At 40.1% G+C, this 17,445-nt stretch carries 15 protein-coding genes; 11 read left to right on the top strand and 4 right to left on the bottom strand.

Annotated features, from left to right (window positions below; translation table 11 throughout):
* Positions 1–191 precede the first annotated feature (191 nt).
* From AC2IOM_RS10705 to AC2IOM_RS10720, 4 genes are all read left to right on the top strand, one after another.
* The gene (locus AC2IOM_RS10705; RefSeq protein WP_486358339.1) at positions 192–983 is read left to right on the top strand and encodes a putative porin; all 792 of its coding nucleotides are present in this window, start codon (positions 192–194) and stop codon (positions 981–983) included.
* Between the two features lie 251 nt (positions 984–1,234).
* Positions 1,235–1,612: a Crp/Fnr family transcriptional regulator gene (locus AC2IOM_RS10710; RefSeq protein ID WP_010559983.1), complete on the top strand. Its 378-nt coding sequence runs from the start codon at positions 1,235–1,237 to the stop codon at positions 1,610–1,612.
* Positions 1,613–1,689: 77 nt separating this feature from the next.
* A complete protein-coding gene (locus AC2IOM_RS10715; RefSeq protein ID WP_486358340.1) occupies positions 1,690–3,615 on the top strand; it encodes a CHASE2 domain-containing protein in 1,926 nt (641 codons plus the stop codon).
* 206 nt (positions 3,616–3,821) lie between these two features.
* Entirely contained in the window at positions 3,822–4,088 is a 267-nt protein-coding gene (locus AC2IOM_RS10720; RefSeq protein WP_486358341.1) for a DUF1272 domain-containing protein, read from the top strand.
* Here the strand turns inward: AC2IOM_RS10720 and AC2IOM_RS10725 are convergent.
* On the bottom strand, positions 4,085–5,383 hold the full coding sequence (locus AC2IOM_RS10725) for an anti-phage deoxyguanosine triphosphatase (protein WP_486358342.1): 1,299 nt from the start codon (positions 5,381–5,383) through the stop codon (positions 4,085–4,087). The genes AC2IOM_RS10720 and AC2IOM_RS10725 overlap by 4 nt on opposite strands.
* Before the next feature lie 122 nt (positions 5,384–5,505).
* On the opposite strand from AC2IOM_RS10725, the gene AC2IOM_RS10730 reads away from it, so the two are divergent.
* The 3 genes from AC2IOM_RS10730 to AC2IOM_RS10740 are packed head-to-tail and all read left to right on the top strand — an operon-like array spanning position 5,506 to position 7,590.
* The gene (locus AC2IOM_RS10730) at positions 5,506–6,081 is read left to right on the top strand and encodes a hypothetical protein (protein WP_486358343.1); all 576 of its coding nucleotides are present in this window, start codon (positions 5,506–5,508) and stop codon (positions 6,079–6,081) included.
* Positions 6,082–6,140: 59 nt separating this feature from the next.
* A complete protein-coding gene (locus tag AC2IOM_RS10735) occupies positions 6,141–6,944 on the top strand; it encodes a glucosaminidase domain-containing protein (protein WP_010559988.1) in 804 nt (267 codons plus the stop codon).
* Positions 6,937–7,590, top strand: coding sequence for a DUF2987 domain-containing protein (locus AC2IOM_RS10740; RefSeq protein WP_486358344.1), 654 nt, complete (start codon positions 6,937–6,939; stop codon positions 7,588–7,590). Before AC2IOM_RS10735 ends, AC2IOM_RS10740 begins: the two co-directional genes overlap by 8 nt.
* 232 nt (positions 7,591–7,822) lie before the next feature.
* Here the strand turns inward: AC2IOM_RS10740 and pyk are convergent, their stop codons facing one another.
* Positions 7,823–9,259: a pyruvate kinase gene (gene pyk, locus AC2IOM_RS10745; protein ID WP_010559990.1), complete on the bottom strand. Its 1,437-nt coding sequence runs from the start codon at positions 9,257–9,259 to the stop codon at positions 7,823–7,825.
* A 467-nt stretch (positions 9,260–9,726) separates the two neighbouring features.
* Between pyk and gndA the strand changes: the two genes are divergently transcribed.
* Positions 9,727–11,100 carry an NADP-dependent phosphogluconate dehydrogenase gene (gene gndA, locus AC2IOM_RS10750; RefSeq protein WP_486358345.1) on the top strand — a complete coding sequence of 458 codons (1,374 nt, stop codon included), beginning with the start codon at positions 9,727–9,729 and terminating at the stop codon, positions 11,098–11,100.
* Positions 11,100–11,471, top strand: a complete 372-nt coding sequence (gene msrB, locus AC2IOM_RS10755) for a peptide-methionine (R)-S-oxide reductase MsrB (protein WP_100913455.1) — start codon at positions 11,100–11,102, stop codon at positions 11,469–11,471. The genes gndA and msrB overlap by 1 nt, the downstream gene beginning before the upstream one ends.
* A 61-nt stretch (positions 11,472–11,532) precedes the next feature.
* Here msrB and ansA read toward each other — a convergent pair whose 3' ends face one another.
* The gene (ansA, locus tag AC2IOM_RS10760; RefSeq protein ID WP_486358346.1) at positions 11,533–12,543 is read right to left on the bottom strand and encodes an asparaginase; all 1,011 of its coding nucleotides are present in this window, start codon (positions 12,541–12,543) and stop codon (positions 11,533–11,535) included.
* Positions 12,544–12,604: 61 nt separating this feature from the next.
* On the bottom strand, positions 12,605–14,470 hold the full coding sequence (gene sppA, locus AC2IOM_RS10765) for a signal peptide peptidase SppA (RefSeq protein WP_486358347.1): 1,866 nt from the start codon (positions 14,468–14,470) through the stop codon (positions 12,605–12,607).
* 215 nt (positions 14,471–14,685) lie between these two features.
* Between sppA and AC2IOM_RS10770 the strand changes: the two genes are divergently transcribed.
* Positions 14,686–16,659 (top strand): FAD-dependent oxidoreductase, encoded by a 1,974-nt coding sequence (locus AC2IOM_RS10770; protein WP_486358348.1) that lies wholly within the window; start codon positions 14,686–14,688, stop codon positions 16,657–16,659.
* A gap of 58 nt (positions 16,660–16,717) precedes the next feature.
* Complete coding sequence (locus AC2IOM_RS10775; protein WP_486358349.1) at positions 16,718–17,413, top strand: HvfX family Cu-binding RiPP maturation protein; 696 nt, start codon at positions 16,718–16,720, stop codon at positions 17,411–17,413.
* The last annotated feature ends 32 nt before the right edge of the window (positions 17,414–17,445 follow it).

The raw sequence follows: 17,445 nt of genomic DNA on the forward strand, positions 1-17,445 counted from the left end.
AGAGATCTCTATAGTGCGATATAATAAATAAACGCCATTGTAAACCCGGTGTTAAATCTGATTAAAAAGCATTAAGTCTATGAATAGAAAAGGATATTATTGATTTAATGTAAATGGCGCTATGGTTGTCCGTGATTCAATGCTTTCTATAATACCCACCGTCGAGAAAATCACTACACAAGGAAAGTAGCATGAAAAAAACACTATTAGCGAGTTTAGTTACGCTTACATCATTTGCAGCCTGTGCAAATGAGTATCAATCAATTAGTCACGCCGCTTATGCGGATGTTGAAGAAGACAACCTGTTCCATATCGAAACTTTATATTACTTTGATGCACGTAAAGCACTTGGCCCATACAATGAATTTTCTTACATCAATACCAAGTCGAACATTGGTGCGTTTTATAACGACAATGATGATGTTGATACAATTGGTGTGCACGGTGAATATTTCTTCAATAACTTTGTAGCTGGTGGTAGCTACAGAAATTCAGATTCAAGTTGGGGTGATGTAGATTATTATGAGGCGTCATTTGGTTATTTATTTACACCTGATTTAATTGCACGTATTCACTACCGTGATTCTGATGCGCGAGGTATAGATGGCAGCTTTTATGCAACTGCACAGTATAATTTAAGTTTAAACACAACGGATTATGTTGGCTTTACGGCATCTGTTGACGACGAGTTTGATTACTTAAGCCTAGATACAAAATATTATGCAGAGCTTGGGCAAGGCCGTTATCTAACTGTAAACCTTGATATTAATGCAGGTGATTTCGATCATTGGTTATTAGGCTCAAACTATTATTTCAATGAAGGTTTATCAGTATTTGCATCAGTTAATAAATCTGATGATATTCAAGTTGGTGGGCGTTATTACTTTAATACCAACTGGGCTTTATCGGGTAGTTATGGCACAAATCTAGATAGCGATTATGATTACGATATGTATCAAATTAACCTAACAGCGCAGTTCTAAAAGAACCGTTGATTGTAATCTTATAAAAGGGAAGCATTGGCTTCCTTTTTTAATGTTAAAAGATTTTAGTTAACCTGAATGTGGGTTGAGAAACTAGCTAAGCATCTGAAATATAATAACCATTTTGTTTTATTCCTTCTGGAAAGCAGTTTGTTATCCCTAGCTCAGGTTAATTAGTCATTAAGTCGTAGACATCACCTTGATTAATCGCGATAATTTAGCCTTAAGTCAATTTATAAGTAAGGAATACTATGACCCGCGAATTAACCCTATTAGAAGGTCAAACCTTGTTTCAACAAGGCGACAAAGCAGAGCGTATGTATGTGATCCGCTCAGGTAAAATTAAGCTGGTCAAATCAAAAATGGGACAATCCGTGGTATTAAGTTACTTAGGCGAGGGTGAGTTTTTAGGTGAGATGGCGATTATCACAAATTCATTGCGTAGTTGTTGTGCCATTGCAACAGAAGATACCGTATTGCAAGTATACGAGCGCGAACGCTTTGAAGAAATGTTAGCGAATAACGCGGGTATTGCCGCACGCATAATAGAAGGCTTGGCGGTACGTTTAGAAAAAACCACAGAACGTTTAATGGAGCCTGTCACCTTGTTAGAAGCGGAAGGCGAATAAACGTTCAGTAAAGTCAAACTTTGCGTAAAATAGACTAGCACAACGCGTGAACCCATATTTCAAGGTTAATTACTTGTATGTTTAATCAGGTTAGCAAAAAGTGGTTGTTGTATAGCCTGTTATCGTCGTTAATAAGTGCGTGTTGTGTGTACGTTTTGTCACAAAGTGATGCTTGGCAGCAACTTGAAAACGCGGCATTTGATGCACAATCCAGTATTATTCCCGCCAAAGTCAGTAAAACTGACATTGTAATTGTCGCAATCGACGAGCAAAGTTTTGCCCACTATCAATCTAGTTGGCCTTGGCCTGCAGGTTATTACACTAATTTACTAAAACGGTTAAATCAGGCAGGCGCCCAAGCGGTTGTATTAAACCTAACTATAGATGCTTTACCTAATGCAAATGAGAAAGAAGCTTCTAGTTTTGCACGCAGTATAACAGCTAGCAAATTGCCTGTTTATTTTGCAAAGAGTCAAAGCGGGCAGGACGATTCTTTATTAAATTATTATCGAGATGCGGGTGCAAAAATTAAGTCTTTTGAATTGTCATCTGATCTTGATGGTGTGATAAGACGTTTACCGCGTGGCAGCAATAGTATAAGTTACGCGTTTAGCGCACAAAACCCCACAAATAATACCCAAATTCACTTTATTGGCGATACAAACAGCTTTGTAACGATACCTTTCGTCAAGGCTGCAAGTGCAAATCTGTTACCCGATCATATTTTCAAAGATAAAATTGTATTAGTAGGCATCGATATTCTTGCCAATACCCGCTTTGGTGATACGGCCATTGACCGCTATCGTACGCCGTTTACCTGGTTATTTGGCAATACAATGTCGGGTGTTGAGGTGCATGCTAACGCGATTGTTAATGTACAAAACGGGTTAAGTATTTCAACGTTAACTGTATTGCAAACCGCGTTTTTAGCTTTGTTAGTTGCATTGTTTGCAAGTTATCTATTTACTGCAGCGTCGTTGAAAAAATCACTACTAGGTTTGGCTAAGTTACTTGGTTTCATTGTGATTATTTCAACTTTTACGTTTTATCATAGTGTTTCGCTGCCGCTAGTAAGTTTGTGTGCGATAGCAATTAGTAGTTATTTATTTTACTTTGTCCTTGGCTTTCAAAAACAGCAAAGACAGCAGCAGTTTATTACCAATGCGTTTTCACGCTATGTATCCGATCAGGTATTACATGAGCTTAAAGACAACCCTACAACGTTAGAGCTTGGCGGTGAGCGTAAATTTTTAGCGATTTTATTTGCTGATTTAGCTGGGTTTACCAAGCTCGCTGAGCAAACTCAGGCTGAACAGGTTGCGGATATTTTGCATCAGGTGCTGACAGCGCATAGTCGCATTATCGTAAAACACGGGGGCACGCTTGATAAATATTTAGGCGATGCGGTAATGGCATTTTGGGGTGCACCGGTAGCCTGTGAAAACTCGGTTGAAAAAGCGGTTGCTGCGGCAATTGAAATGAACGCAACTTGCATAAAACTCAATGAAGAATTCAAACGCCAGGGGCTTCCTGAACTGAAACTGCGTATAGGTGTAAATTATGGCGAAGTTATCGTTGGTCATCTTGGCTCAGATATTTTATTCGATTACACCTGCATTGGCGATGCAGTAAACCAAGCGGCGCGCCTGGAAAGCGTCAATAGATTGTACGGCAGTGATGTGTTGATTGGACAAGCTGTTTATGAGCAACTCAACGACAAATCCCATTTTACCTTAATTGACAAAGTGGTATTAAAAGGTAAATCGCAGGCCATCAATATCTATTGTTATTTTGAAAGCTCATTGCACCAACAGACATTAACACAAGCATTTTTAGCGTATTGCGATAGAGATTGGCAAAAAGCGCACACCAACTACCAATCACTTTATTCTCAACCAGAGTTAATGGTTTTATGTAGATTGTTTCTTGAGCGCATCGAGGAATATAAACGCCAAGCACTCCCAGCATCATGGGGTGGTGAGTCATATTTAGATAACAAATGACAGGCTATAATGCATTTATGCTAGCGCACCTGAGTACGAGGAAAGATTAGTGCGCTTCGTCACATTTATGGATTAATAAATATGGCGCTATTGTGACAATTAAAATGCACTAATTAGCACTTTTTACTGGTTTTAGTAATTGTTCATTAAATAAGCTTGTCAAACAGGGTTGCTTTCTTTATGTTCAAACAAAAAGGAGGATCGTAATGTCAAATATGGCAGAACACGCATTGTTCCATTGTCAAAAAAGCGAACAAGCACAAAGTGAAACGGATGTGAGTTGCTTTGAGTGCACCAACTGTTTTCATCTGAGTAGCGAATGTTTAATTGATGTATGTCCCCATTGTGGCGAAGCATTAAAAGAACGTAGTTTACGACCCAGTGAATTACTTGAAACACAAGAAAGTCACTGTAGTCGTAATGTATCAAAAGACGATGGTACAGTATTTTACGACGACTCAAAAATAGCTTAGTACTCAGTAGTAAATAAGCGACCGTGTACTTTTATGGCGTATTCATCGGTCATTGATGAGATGTAATCGCAAAGTTGACGGTAGCCGGTTTCGCCGTTTTCAAGTGCCGCTTGGTAAATTGTTTGACGGGTATGAGGTAACAACCTTAGCGGATCGCTGGCAAACGCGGCAAATAAATCGGAAATAATTTTTTGTCCTTTAAATTCAATTTGCTGCATTTCTGGGTGGCGAATTACGTTACGAAACACAAATTGCTTTAACCCTTCAAGTAAAATAAATAACTCTTTCTCTAAATATACCGAATGATCGAGTAACGGGCTGTCAAATACGCCAAGCTTTTTCACTTTAGCCTGCGTAATAAATAAATTAACTAGTTCGCCAATTACTTCTTTTAAATCGGCTTCATCGCGTGAGAATAGTTGGGCAGAAATACGTGGTAAATTGGTTTTAAGCCAACCGTCTTCTAACTCACTCAAATGATTTGCGACAAATTCATGCCATTGATGCTGATTTACCATGCCTGTGGCAATCGCATCTTCTAAATCATGCACACCGTACGCAATATCATCGGCTAGTTCCATAATGGCACAGTCGAGGGATTTATATTGGGTGCGAGCAATGCCATTTGCATTTTCGGCAAATGATGTAAATATGGTTTTGTCTGTATCTGAAAGCGGTGCTAATACCCAATCAAACACCGTGCTTTCTTCGCAATAAAGCCCTTTTGCGGGAAGCCAACGAGTAGAGTTGATAAATTTATCTGTGCCATCATCATGTGGAATATTCCATAACGATTTGATCAGCTGCGGGTATTTTATAAACCCTAATAAAGTGCGGCGTGTTAGGTTCATACCGTAGCCTTTACTGTAAGGCTCTAGTTTAGCCACAATTCTAAGTGTTTGGGCGTTGCCCTCAAATCCACCGTGCGCACGCATCATGTAATTTAGAGCCGTTTCACCGCCGTGACCAAAAGGCGGGTGACCAATGTCGTGTGCTAGTGATAACGTTTCGATAAGACTGCGACAAGGTAAGCATGCTGAAAATGATGCATTGCTCGGATTTGCTCTTAGTTGACCTAAAATACCACTGGCAATTTGTGCTACTTCGAGTGAATGGGTTAATCGGGTGCGATAAAAGTCATTTACGCCAATGCCCATAATTTGGGTTTTTGCTTGTAAACGCCTAAAAGCGGCTGCGTGAATAATGCGAGAGCGGTCTTTTTGATACGGGGAACGTTTATCGTCGGGACGATGTTTGTTTTCTTGATAACGTCTAGCAAGCCATTCTTCAGTCATAAATCCGATTTAATCTACTTCTATCATAGTGTTATTTTAGACATAAATTGCAACAACTTAAAACACTATTAAGGTATAAGCTGTGCCATAGTTAAAGCTAGGGTGATATTTGGAGTGAGATTATGCCATTACCAATTTTGCTCGGCGTTTCAGCGGCCGCAGTGTTAGCAAATTCGTTTTATCGTAGTGAGATAGAAAAGCAAGATAAACAACGTAAGCTAGGTCTAAAGGCACGCAGTGCGGTCGGTCGCTATCCGTGCGACCATCTACCGAGTGAATTTCAAATAACGCCGGAAATTGGCAGTATAGTGTGCTGTGGTGTGTACAACGGGTTTATCCACACAGGCTTAGTAATTGACGATGATCTTGTGTTAGAGCTACACGGTTCTGGGTTATCGCGCGCCATTAGTTTTAAGCGCTTTTTACAAGACCGCAGTGGTCAGCATATTTTTGTTGCAACAGACACGCTTGCCAAGCCAATCATATTTGATTTTGACCAAGAACACGTTGCTCGTCAGGTGTTTGCTTATCACGATTATCATGTGAGTAAACGCAATTGTTATTCACATTCTTGGTACTGCTTAACGGGTAAAATGACGCCGTTTGCGAGTTTCGAATTATTTAATAAAGCACTTAGTTCATTAGTGGGTCACAGTATTTATTGGGATAGGGCAAAGATTAAAAAGCTTACGTCCTAGTATGCATTAGTGTAGAATTGTTCCTTTTTTTAGACATTTCTAAACTACTTAAATTTTATATGAAGTTATTATTAAAACTAATTATAGTGTGTTTGTTTGGTTACATGTTGGTCGCTCCTTGGCTCACTGACTCTGACAAACAAGCCGAATCTAAAGATAAAACAACACAAGTAAAAAAAGTGGTTGTTGAAAAGCCGTTGCATAATGTCAAATTGCCTGATTTTGCGAAAATTCGTGATGTGAAAGCGCGCAAAAAAGCATTTTTTGATTTGTTGAAGCCACATGTAATCGCGGAAAACAAACGCATACTAAAGCAACGGGAAAAAATTGATTTAGCCTTAACCGAGCTAGAACTCGGCTTTGCCATTCCCGATGCACAAATCAAACCGTTAAAGAAAATTCTTGTTGAATATAAGCTCGACGACACTGTTAACGAAGAAAACTTAACCCGTGCATTACGCCGTGTTGATATGATTCCACGTGCCATGGTGTTAACACAGGCGGCTAACGAATCAGGCTGGGGTACCTCGCGTTTTGCACGTATTGGCTTAAACTTCTTTGGTTTATGGTGCTTTAAAGAAGGCTGCGGCATGGTACCTAATAAGCGTAATGAGGGGCGAAGCCATGAAGTTGCGGCATTTAAAACACTTGAGCAAAGTGTGCGGGCCTATTTCAGAAATATTAATACGCACCCGGCATATCAACAACTTCGTGATCTAAGGCAAAGCAATCGCTACGACGAGCAGATTATACTAGCCGAGAAGTTATTGAATGGTCTTGGCAGCTACTCAGAACGTGGTCAAGCCTATATTGATGAACTAAATCACATGTTAATGACGAATCAAAGGTATTTCGGTGAATAAGATTTTAGTGGCGGCAGGCATTTTTGCATCAACACTTTCGTTAGCAGAAAATGCGTCTGAATTTGTTGTCTCGTATGATGGCTTTTATGACCGTTTAAAAGTGATGTCGAAAGGGGATTACGCAAGCGCAGATGTTGGTTTTTATTTAATTAACCAAAACGCCAATCCCTGTACGATTGAAAGCGGCAGTATTATTACTAAAACCAATGAGTATCCGCTTAATTATACGAAAACCAGCAAATTGCTGTTACCGTTTGACGAAACGCTCGATAAAGACAAAGCCCTTATCGTGGTACAGCCAAAAGCGGGTGAGCAATGTCAGTTAAAATTGCAGATGGAATCAAGCCAAGATTACGGTGACAGTGTGTCGTTAAGACAAATGGCAAAGCTGCAAACTGAGTTTGATGATTTAATTGGCCGTTTGTCTGGCTTTTTAATGCGTACGTTGTTCTCGTTTATGATGCCAGAAGTTAAGGGTGTCACCTTAGTGTTTGACAACACAGTAGCTGCACCAATGGGCGCGGGCGATGAAATTAAGTGTAAAGACAATCGCTGTACAATTGAATCGCTTGATGTGGAAGGGGAAGACAAGCGTTTAACGTTTTCACAACCAATTAAACAAGTGATCCCATATATCGCAAAATAATACCAATTCACTTACGTAGCTGATCATCCTAGCGGACTAAATATCATGTTAACTGCGTTAGAATTTATCAATGTAGAACAACTACATAAGAAAAATTCCGCCTTGTTACCATTTCATTTATCCAGCGCTATTCTTAATCACATACTTAACAGAATTGATATAAGCGATTTATTCATTGTTAAAAACAAAAAAACCAGTTCATTTGAACTGGTTTTTTTATATTAATTTCGGCTTAATCTACCGTAACTAACTTAAGTGTATTTGTTGCACCAACAGTTTCCATCGCATCACCATGGGTCAAAATTACTTTATCACCAGATTGTAAATAGCCTTTGTTTACTAATGTCGCTAATGCTTGTTTTACCAATGAACCTGAATCGTATTCTGTTGAATCGAAATACACCGGATAAACACCACGATAAAGTGCTGTTTGACCAAGAGTGCGGTTATGGCGAGATAGCGAGTAAATTGGTAAACCAGAGCTAATACGCGACATTAATTTTGCCGTGCTACCCGATTCAGTTAATGCAACAAGTGCTTTTACAGAATCTAAGTGGTTTGCTGCGTACATTGCTGATAGTGCGATTGTTTCAGATGTGTTTTCAAACATTGAATCTAAGCGGTGCTTAGAAATAGCAGTTTGTGGCTGAGACTCTGCACCTAAACAAACACGCGCCATAGTTTCAACTGTGATAGCAGGGTAGTCACCCGCTGCAGTTTCTGCTGATAGCATTACCGCATCAGTGCCATCAAGTACGGCGTTTGCAACGTCCATTACTTCTGCACGAGTTGGCATTGGGTTATCAATCATTGATTCCATCATCTGCGTTGCAGTGATAACTGTGCGGTTTAGTGTACGTGCACGGCTGATAATTGCTTTTTGCTTACCAACAAGCGCCGCATCACCAATTTCAACACCTAAGTCACCACGGGCAACCATAACGGCGTCAGATGCTAATACGATATCATCAATGGCTTCTTCCGTTTCAACGGCTTCTGCACGTTCAATTTTTGCAAGTAATTGCGCTTTTGAACCCGCAGCTTCTGCCAGTGAACGTACATAACGCATATCATCGCCAGAACGAGGGAAAGAAACCGCAATGTAGTCAACGTCGATTTCAGTTGCAGTGATTAAATCTTCTTTGTCTTTATCTGTAAACGCTGGCGCGGTTAAACCACCGCCTAAACGGTTGATACCTTTGTTGTTTGATAACACGCCACCAACAGTGACTGTGGTGTGCACTTTTTTACCAACAACTTCATCAACAGTTAATTGAATTAAGCCATCATTTAATAGCAATAAGTCACCCGATGACACATCTTGTGGTAACTCTTTATAATCAATACCTACACCATCGATGTCGCCTTGACCTTTTTCCATTTCAGCATCAAGAATAAACTTTGCGCCTACTGCTAAGTCAACTTTACCTTCTTTAAACGTTGAAACGCGGATTTTAGGGCCTTGTAAATCGGCAAGAATAGCGATGTGTGTATCTAATTTTTTAGCAATTTCACGTACTTTTGCTGCACGATCTTTATGATCTTGTGCGACGCCATGAGAGAAGTTTAGGCGTACTACATTGGCACCTGCTTTTATTACTTTTTCTAAATTATCGTCTCTATCTGTAGCAGGACCGAGTGTGGCAACGATTTTGGTACGTCTTGGCATTTAGTAGCTCCCGTTGGCTATTTCTATATATTCTTTGTATTACACAACAACTAAGCTAAAGAGGCTAGCTTAATATACTTGCTTTTTGTGTGGTTAGTAGATTATGACACCGGTGTCATGTTGGCGTCAACTGATTGCACACTAGATTTAGTATGAATAATATTTATGTAAATTTTATTATACGCCTTTTAAATTATCTTAATAGCCCTCAAAAAGGACATAAGTCCGCTGAAATCGGTCGTTAGACGATTGATATTCGGTAGAGAATTGAACAAATCGAGTAAAATTAAGGCCTAGCAAAGAAATTATATTCTATAATTTTTTTAATAATAAAATTGCATGCTGGTCGAAAAGCCATATAATGCGCGCCATTACCGCTTAACTAATCTAAAAATCCAGTGTAAACATCGCACTGACTAAAATTTAGATTAGCAATGAATTCACACCTAACAGTTAGGAGATTTTATATGCAAGTCGCATTAGTTGGCTTAGGCGTTATGGGTAAGAACCTTGCCTTAAATTTAATTGAGAAAGGTTTAAATCTCGTCGCTTATGACAAAAACCCAGATGCAGGCGAAGATTTACTGAGCTTAGCGAAAAAAGAAGGGTTTGCCGAACGACTGCATATTGTAAGCGACTTATCCGATATGGTTCGTCGTCTTGAAACACCGCGTTCAATTTTACTTTTAGTACCAGCAGGCGAGTTGGTAGATAAAGTGTGTTCAGAATTAATTGAAGCGGGCGTTGATATTAACGATATTATTGTCGATTGCGGTAACAGTAATTATAAAGACGGTATTGCCCGTAAACTGAAATATCAAAATAAGTTTGAATTTGCCACTATGGGTATTTCGGGTGGTGCTGAAGGAGCGCGTCATGGTCCGGCAATGATGGCATCGGGCTCTGAAGGCGGTTGGGAACGCATTATTCCTTTCTTTGAAAAAGTAGCGGCAAGTCATAATGGCGAATCGTGCTTTGCTCGTGTTGGTCAATCGGCATCAGGTCATTTTGTAAAAATGGTTCACAACGGCATTGAATATGCGTTAATGCAGTTAATTGCTGAAGTGTATCATTTACTGCGTTTAGGCTGCGGTAAATCAAATGATGAAATTGCAGCGCTTTTTGATACTTGGTCTGAAGGTGAACTAAACAGTTACCTACTGTCAATTTCAAGCCATATTTTAAAGCTTAATTCGAGCGACAATACACCGATTGTTGATTTAATCGATAACAAAGTTGGTGCAAAAGGCACAGGCCTTTGGACTGCACAAAATGCCCTTGAATTAGGTATTGCGGTACCGTCGTTAGTCGCAGCGGTTCAAGCTCGCCACTTAACCAATACGCAAGATACCCACGCAGCGTTAGAAATGACGTACGCAGCAAAGCAACCTGCGAAAGTAGACATTGATCTAGAAGAATTACGCAAAGCATTCCACTTAGCGAGCCTTTTATGTTACCGCCAAGGTTTAGCCTTGATTAAAGGTGCATCACGCTCACATCAGTGGAAGGTGGATTTAGCTAAAACGTTACAAACATGGCGTGCAGGCTGTATTATTCGTGCAGATTACTTAGATCAAATCGCAGAAGGTAACGGCTTTATTGATGGTTTAAATGATGAAGTGATCGCACTTCGCAACATTGCCGCTGACGCAGTAAGATCAGGCCTTGCGTTCCCAGTACTTGCAGCTACGCAAACTTACTATGCAACGCTTACAACACCAAGCAATGGTCATTTAGTGCAAGCACAACGCGATTACTTTGGTGAGCATGGTATTAAAACGCACGAAGGCGAAACTTGTCATTTAACTGACTTAACTCATATAGAAGCAAAAGTACGATAATGGATAAAAAATGGCAAACACACCTTACCGACGCACAAAAACATGTGTGCGTAGATGGGGGCACTGAATACCCATTTACGGGAGAATATAACGACTTCTTTGAGTCGGGTGATTATTACTGTGTTTGCTGTAATGCTTTGTTGTTTAAATCGGAAGATAAATTTCAATCTGGTTGTGGTTGGCCGGCTTTTAGTTTCAGTGAAAAAGAAAGTATTCGTTACTTACGTGATAGCTCACATGGCATGGAACGCATCGAAGTGCGTTGTAAGCAGTGTGATGCGCATCTTGGCCACGTATTTAATGATGGTCCGCCGCCTACGGGTACACGCTATTGTATTAACTCAGTGTGTTTAGATTTTAAAGCAAAGTAATTACAAGTTAGTTAAAAAAAAGCGCCGTAGGGCGCTTTTTTATTGGCATATTACATCTGCTCTAGCGAGAGAGCTCACCTTTTAGGTTGTCTTGCATTAAATGACGTACCGTTTCAACTTCTAAGTTTTGACTAAGTAAGTAATGTAGTTTTGTAAGACAGGCTTCTAATGTCATATCGTAACCGCTAATTACGCCCGCATTTAATAGTGCGTTACCGGTTGCATAACCACCCATATTAACACTGCCTTGAATACATTGAGTAAGGTTGATAATTACTAACCCTGCTTGTGTTGCGCTACTAAATAATTCAAGCATTTCAGGGTTTTGAGGTGCATTACCTACACCGAAACTCAATAGTACAAGTGCTTTTAAAGAGTCTGTCATCATACTTTTAATCAGGTCGACAGAAATGCCTGGATACAAGTGCAATACGGCAATTTGCTGAGGCGTAATTTTAGTGACGTCCAGTTTATTGTTTAAACTTGGGCTTAATTGACCGGCAACTAACTCAATATTAATGCCTACCTTAGCAAGCGGCGACATGTTAGGTGAACCAAAGGCAGCAAAACCATCGGCATGCATTTTGGTTGCACGGTTACCGCGGTAAAGTTGATTATTGAAATATAAACTTACTTCACCGATAGGGTAATTAGCCGCTAGATACATTGCGTTGAGTAAGTTAACTTGACCGTCTGAGCGCAATTGCGATAGTGGTATTTGCGACCCAGTAACAATCACCGGTTTGGTTAAATTTTCCAACATAAAGGAGAGGGCAGATGCGGTATAGGCCATGGTATCGGTACCGTGTAGTACGACAAAACCGTCGTAATCTGCGTATTTTGCTTTAATATCATCAGCGATTTGCTGCCAATGCATCGGGCTCATATCAGAAGAGTCAATTAACGGGCAATACTCGTGAATATCAAATAATGGCATTTCTTCACGATTAAATTCAGCGCTGGCTTTAACTGTTTGAGTAAGAAATCCTTCAGCTGGAATATAGCCTTTGCTTGATTTCTTCATACCTATGGTACCGCCTGTGTAGGCGATATATATTTTCTTTCTTTTCATAAAAATAGCCCGGTAGTTGTACCGGGCTATTATAGTGTAAAAGTTAGGGTATAAGTAGCGTTTAGTAGCTAACTGTACACACTAAACACTTAGCATAAACGCCATTTGGATCGTTAAACTGCTCTAAGCTTGATACCTGCTGTTTAAGACCATGTGCTGTTTGCATTATGCTGTTTTTAACTGGCGCGTAATCGTCTTTGCTAATGTACGCTTTAACAAATGCAGCCGCTTGAGATTCGCCAAAAATCTTTTGCACTAGCATTTCTTGCTCAGTTAATTGATGCTCAATAGTGATAACATCGTACATCGATAAGCTAGCAAGCTCAGCTGCGCGTTTAATTGCATCTTGCTTATTACCAAGAGCATCTACAAGACCAAGCTCTTTTGCTTTTGTACCAATCCAAACGCGACCTTGTGCTACTTTATCAACTTCCGCTTTATCCATACCGCGCGCTTCAGATACAACCGTTAAGAAGCGGTCATACGCACTTTCTACAGACATTTGAATAACGTCAGCTAGCTTTGGCTCAAGTGGGCGCAGCATAGAAAACGATGCCATATCGGTTGTTGCTACACCATCTGAATAAACACCTAACTTAGCGAGGGTCTTTTCAAATGTCATCATAGTACCGAATACACCGATTGAACCAGTGATAGTACTTGGCGCCGCCCAAATTTCATTAGCGTTTGCTGCAATCCAATAGCCGCCTGATGCAGCAACAGAGCCCATTGAGGCAATAACAGGCTTACCTGCGTCTTTTAACGCTAACACTTCTGCACGAATAATTTCAGATGCGAACATACTACCGCCACCTGAATCAATACGCAGTACAACGGCTTTTACTTTGTCGTTTAAGCGAGCGCGACGCAGTAGTTTAGCTGTTGAATCACCACCGATTTCACCTGCTTTACGTTCGCCATCTACAATGTTCCCTTTTGCAACAACCACAGCAACTTTGTCCGTAATTGGGTTTTCAATTGGGAACGGAGGTTTTAACGTTTTTAAATATTTGTTAAATGAAATCTGTTTAAATGATTTACCTGATTCATTGCTGCCTACTTCTGCAATTAGCTTTTGGCGTAATGCCTCTTTGCTAACTAACTGGTCTACCCACTTATATTGCAATGCGAATTGACCTGAATGACCATTAACCTTGGCAAACTTTTCTTTGTACGTTTCCATATCTTCGTCAAAGTTTGTTATTTCAAAACCACGGTGTGCTGCAACGTCTGTTTTATATTCAAGCCAAAGCGCGTCTAACCATGCTTTGTTTGCTTCTTTTGCAGCTTCTGACATGTTGCTGCGGATCAGTGGCTCCACAGCTGACTTAAACGTACCAACGCGGAAGATATGTTGTGAGATTTCTAACTTATCAATCGCCTCTTTAAAATAAAGCGGGTAAGTTGCATAACCTGAAATATCAACAGCGCCATATGGGTGCATTAAAATTTCATCGGCTTTACTGGCAATGTAATACTGCGCTTGCGAATAATAATCACCGTATGCATATACTTTTTTGCCAGTTTCTTTGAACTTATCAAGCTGTGCTGCAATAGCCTTTAATTTATTAAGATGCGCGCCCTGCATTTTTTGTAGGTCGAGTAATAACAGCTTTATTTTTTTATCTTTTGCTGCGTACTTAATCGTCATCAAAATATCGTCAAGCAATACTTCAGGCGGCTCATCATTTGAACCCATAGAGTCATTAAGTGCTGCTTCTACAGGGTCAATGTATGTTTTCTCTTCAACAATATTGCCAGATAATGACAGTACTAGCGCAGAGTCTTGTTCAACAATAATTTCGTCTTCTGAACTCATAATTGATACAAACAGTGCAATTAGAATAAAGAAGAACAGAATGTTTAATACGAGGCGTCTTGAAAAATTTAAAATATTCCAAAAGCCTACAAATGCCTTTTTAACCAAAATCCTATCCTATATATAGATTTATCATCTATTACCATCTTAACTTACTTTTTAGGCAAACTTAAATGAAAAACGTAACTAAGTGTTTAGCAAAAAAGTTTAGATAAAACATTATAGTTAGTGAGTAAGTTAAGAGATCACTTTGGACAAGCTTGAGTTAACTGGTTAAACCAGTTAAAGTGCTTGAGGTATGACCAGTAGAGTAAGTAGCAAGTATGTTAGAACAAGAATTAAAACTGAAAAACAATTCACTGCGAAATCGCCTTGTAATGGGCTCAATGCACACCGGTTTAGAAGAAGGTGTTTGGAACATAAAGCGCTTAAAAGCGTTTTATGAGGCACGCGCAAAAGGCGGTGTTGGTTTAATTATTACAGGGGGCTTCAGCCCAAACTTGGTTGGTAAATTAACCCCAATCTCGTCGTCATTTAATACGTTCTTTGATGTGTTAAAGCATCGCCCAGTAACCAAAGCGGTGCACGAACACGGTGGTAAAATTTGCTTGCAACTGCTTCATGCAGGGCGATATGCCTATCACCCATTTAATCAAGCGCCAAGCGCAATTAAGGCGCCAATCAACCCATATAAACCAAAAGAAATGTCGCTTAGCAATATTCAAAGCACGGTTAAGTCATTTGCTAAATCGGCTCGACTTGCAGAGCGTGCAGGCTATGATGGCGTCGAAATCATGGGTTCAGAAGGTTATTTAATTAATGAATTTATGGCTCCGCGTACCAACAAACGTACCGATAAATACGGTGGTTCAAACGAAAACCGTATGCGTCTTGCAAAAGAAATTGTTGAAGCTGTACGCCGTGAAGTAAGCGATAAGTTTATTATTGTATTCCGAATTTCGGTAATGGATTTAGTGGAAGAAGGTTCAACCCAAGATGAAGTGATTGAACAAGCAAAAGTGTTAGAACAAGCGGGTGTTGATATTTTTAACACCGGTATTGGCTGGCATGAAGCGCGTGTTCCAACCATTGCCAGTATGGTACCGCAAGGTGCGTTTGTTGAAGCAACCGAAATGCTAAAACAGCATGTATCTATTCCATGTGTTGCGGTAAACCGTATCAACACGCCAGACCTTGCTAATTTAATCTTAACTAATAAATCTGCCGATTTAATCTCAATGGCAAGACCGTTACTGGCAGACCCAGATTTTTTTAATAAATACGTTGAAAACAAAAGCGACAACATTAATGTGTGTATCGCGTGTAACCAAGGTTGTTTAGATAACGTATTTAAAGGTAAACGCGCCACATGTCTTGTCAATCCGCGAGCAGGTTTTGAACTAGATTATTCATTAGAACCAACAACTAATCCTAAAAATGTACTGGTTGTCGGTGGTGGGCCAGCAGGCTTAGCGGCAAGTTGCTATTTAGCTGAGAAAGGGCACAAAGTGACGTTAATTGAGCGCTCAAAGTACTTGGGTGGTCAGTTTAATTTAGCGATGCGTGTGCCGGGTAAAGAAGACTTTAACTATACCCTTGATTACTTTAAATCAGAACTAGCTAAGTTAAAGGTAAATGTTCAGCTTGAAACTGCGTTTGAAGATAGCATGTACGAACAATACGACAATCTGGTATTTGCTACCGGTGTTCGCCCGCGTGAAGCGTCATTTGCGTTAAAAGATGGCAGAACCTTGCTAGCGTATGATGAAGTGATCCGTGGCGAAGTAGAAATTGGCAAAGATGTCGTTATTTTAGGTGCCGGCGGTATTGGTTTTGATATGGTTGCGTTTTTAGCTGAAAAAGCGAATAAGTCAGTTGACGAATTCAAGCAGCAATGGGCAATTAATGTCGAAGGGCATCAACATCACATTCCACACAATATTACTATGTTAAAGCGTAGTCCAGGCCGTTTTGGTAGCGACCTAGGTAAAACGACTGGTTGGATCCATCGTGCGGTAGCGAAGCAACAAAATGTACAACAGATCAGTGGTTGTAATTATGTTGAATTGAATAAAGACGGCCTTGTTATCGAGGTAGATGGTAAACAACAAACCATTCCATGTGATTCGGTGATCACCTGTATTGGCCAAGTGTCTAATACCAATACCTTTGAATCACAACTCGAAAATGGAAAATATGCGTCTAAAATTGATGTGATCGGTGGTGCAAAATTGGCCTCAGCAATCGATGCAAAACGCGCAATTTTCGAAGCGCTGCAAGTTGCTCGAAAAATTTAGTGAATAAATAACTGTGTTTTACCGGTCTTTAATTTAGTTATAAAAATTAGAGGTCGGTATGACACTGCTTAATCACTATCAAACATTAATTCAAAAAAGCCAGATCTTCTCTGGTATTCCATTTTTACTGTTCCGCTTAATTCTCGCACCTGTAATGATCATTGCAGGTTACAGTAAGCTCGGTATGAGCGAAAACCCTGCTAGTTTTTTCGAAGCCATTACAGCGTTACCTAGCGTTGTTTCATGGTTTGGTAATAGCGAATGGGGATTAGGCTTACCAATGCCGGGGTTATTGGCATTTTTAGCTGGGTGGACAGAGTTTCTGGGTGGGTGGTTGATTCTAATTGGCTTATTTACCCGCGCCGTTGCGATTCCATTAGCGTTTACTATGGTTGTCGCGATTACCACGGTGCATTGGCACAACGGTTGGTTTTCAATTACCCCAACAAATAGTGAAACCAGTGCCGCAAAAGTATTGGATTGGCTAGCTATTCCTGGTGCAAAGGCCAGTTTAGAAAATTCAAAAGCAGCACAAGAGCGATTGAACAAGATGCGCGAGATCCTTGATGAACATGGATTTACAGAATACTTGTATGAAACCGGTAAACCCGTTGTGTTAAATAACGGTATTGAGTTTGGTTTTATTTATTTTGCCATGTTGTTGAGCTTATTTTTTAATGGCGGCGGAAGATACGTCAGCCTCGATTATTGGTTTGCGCGCAAGTTTTTGCCAAACACCCAGCAAGATAGCTAGACCATCGTGCGTTAAACTCTTTTCTTTTCAGT

Source organism: Pseudoalteromonas sp. NS-SX12, from assembly GCF_057367955.1.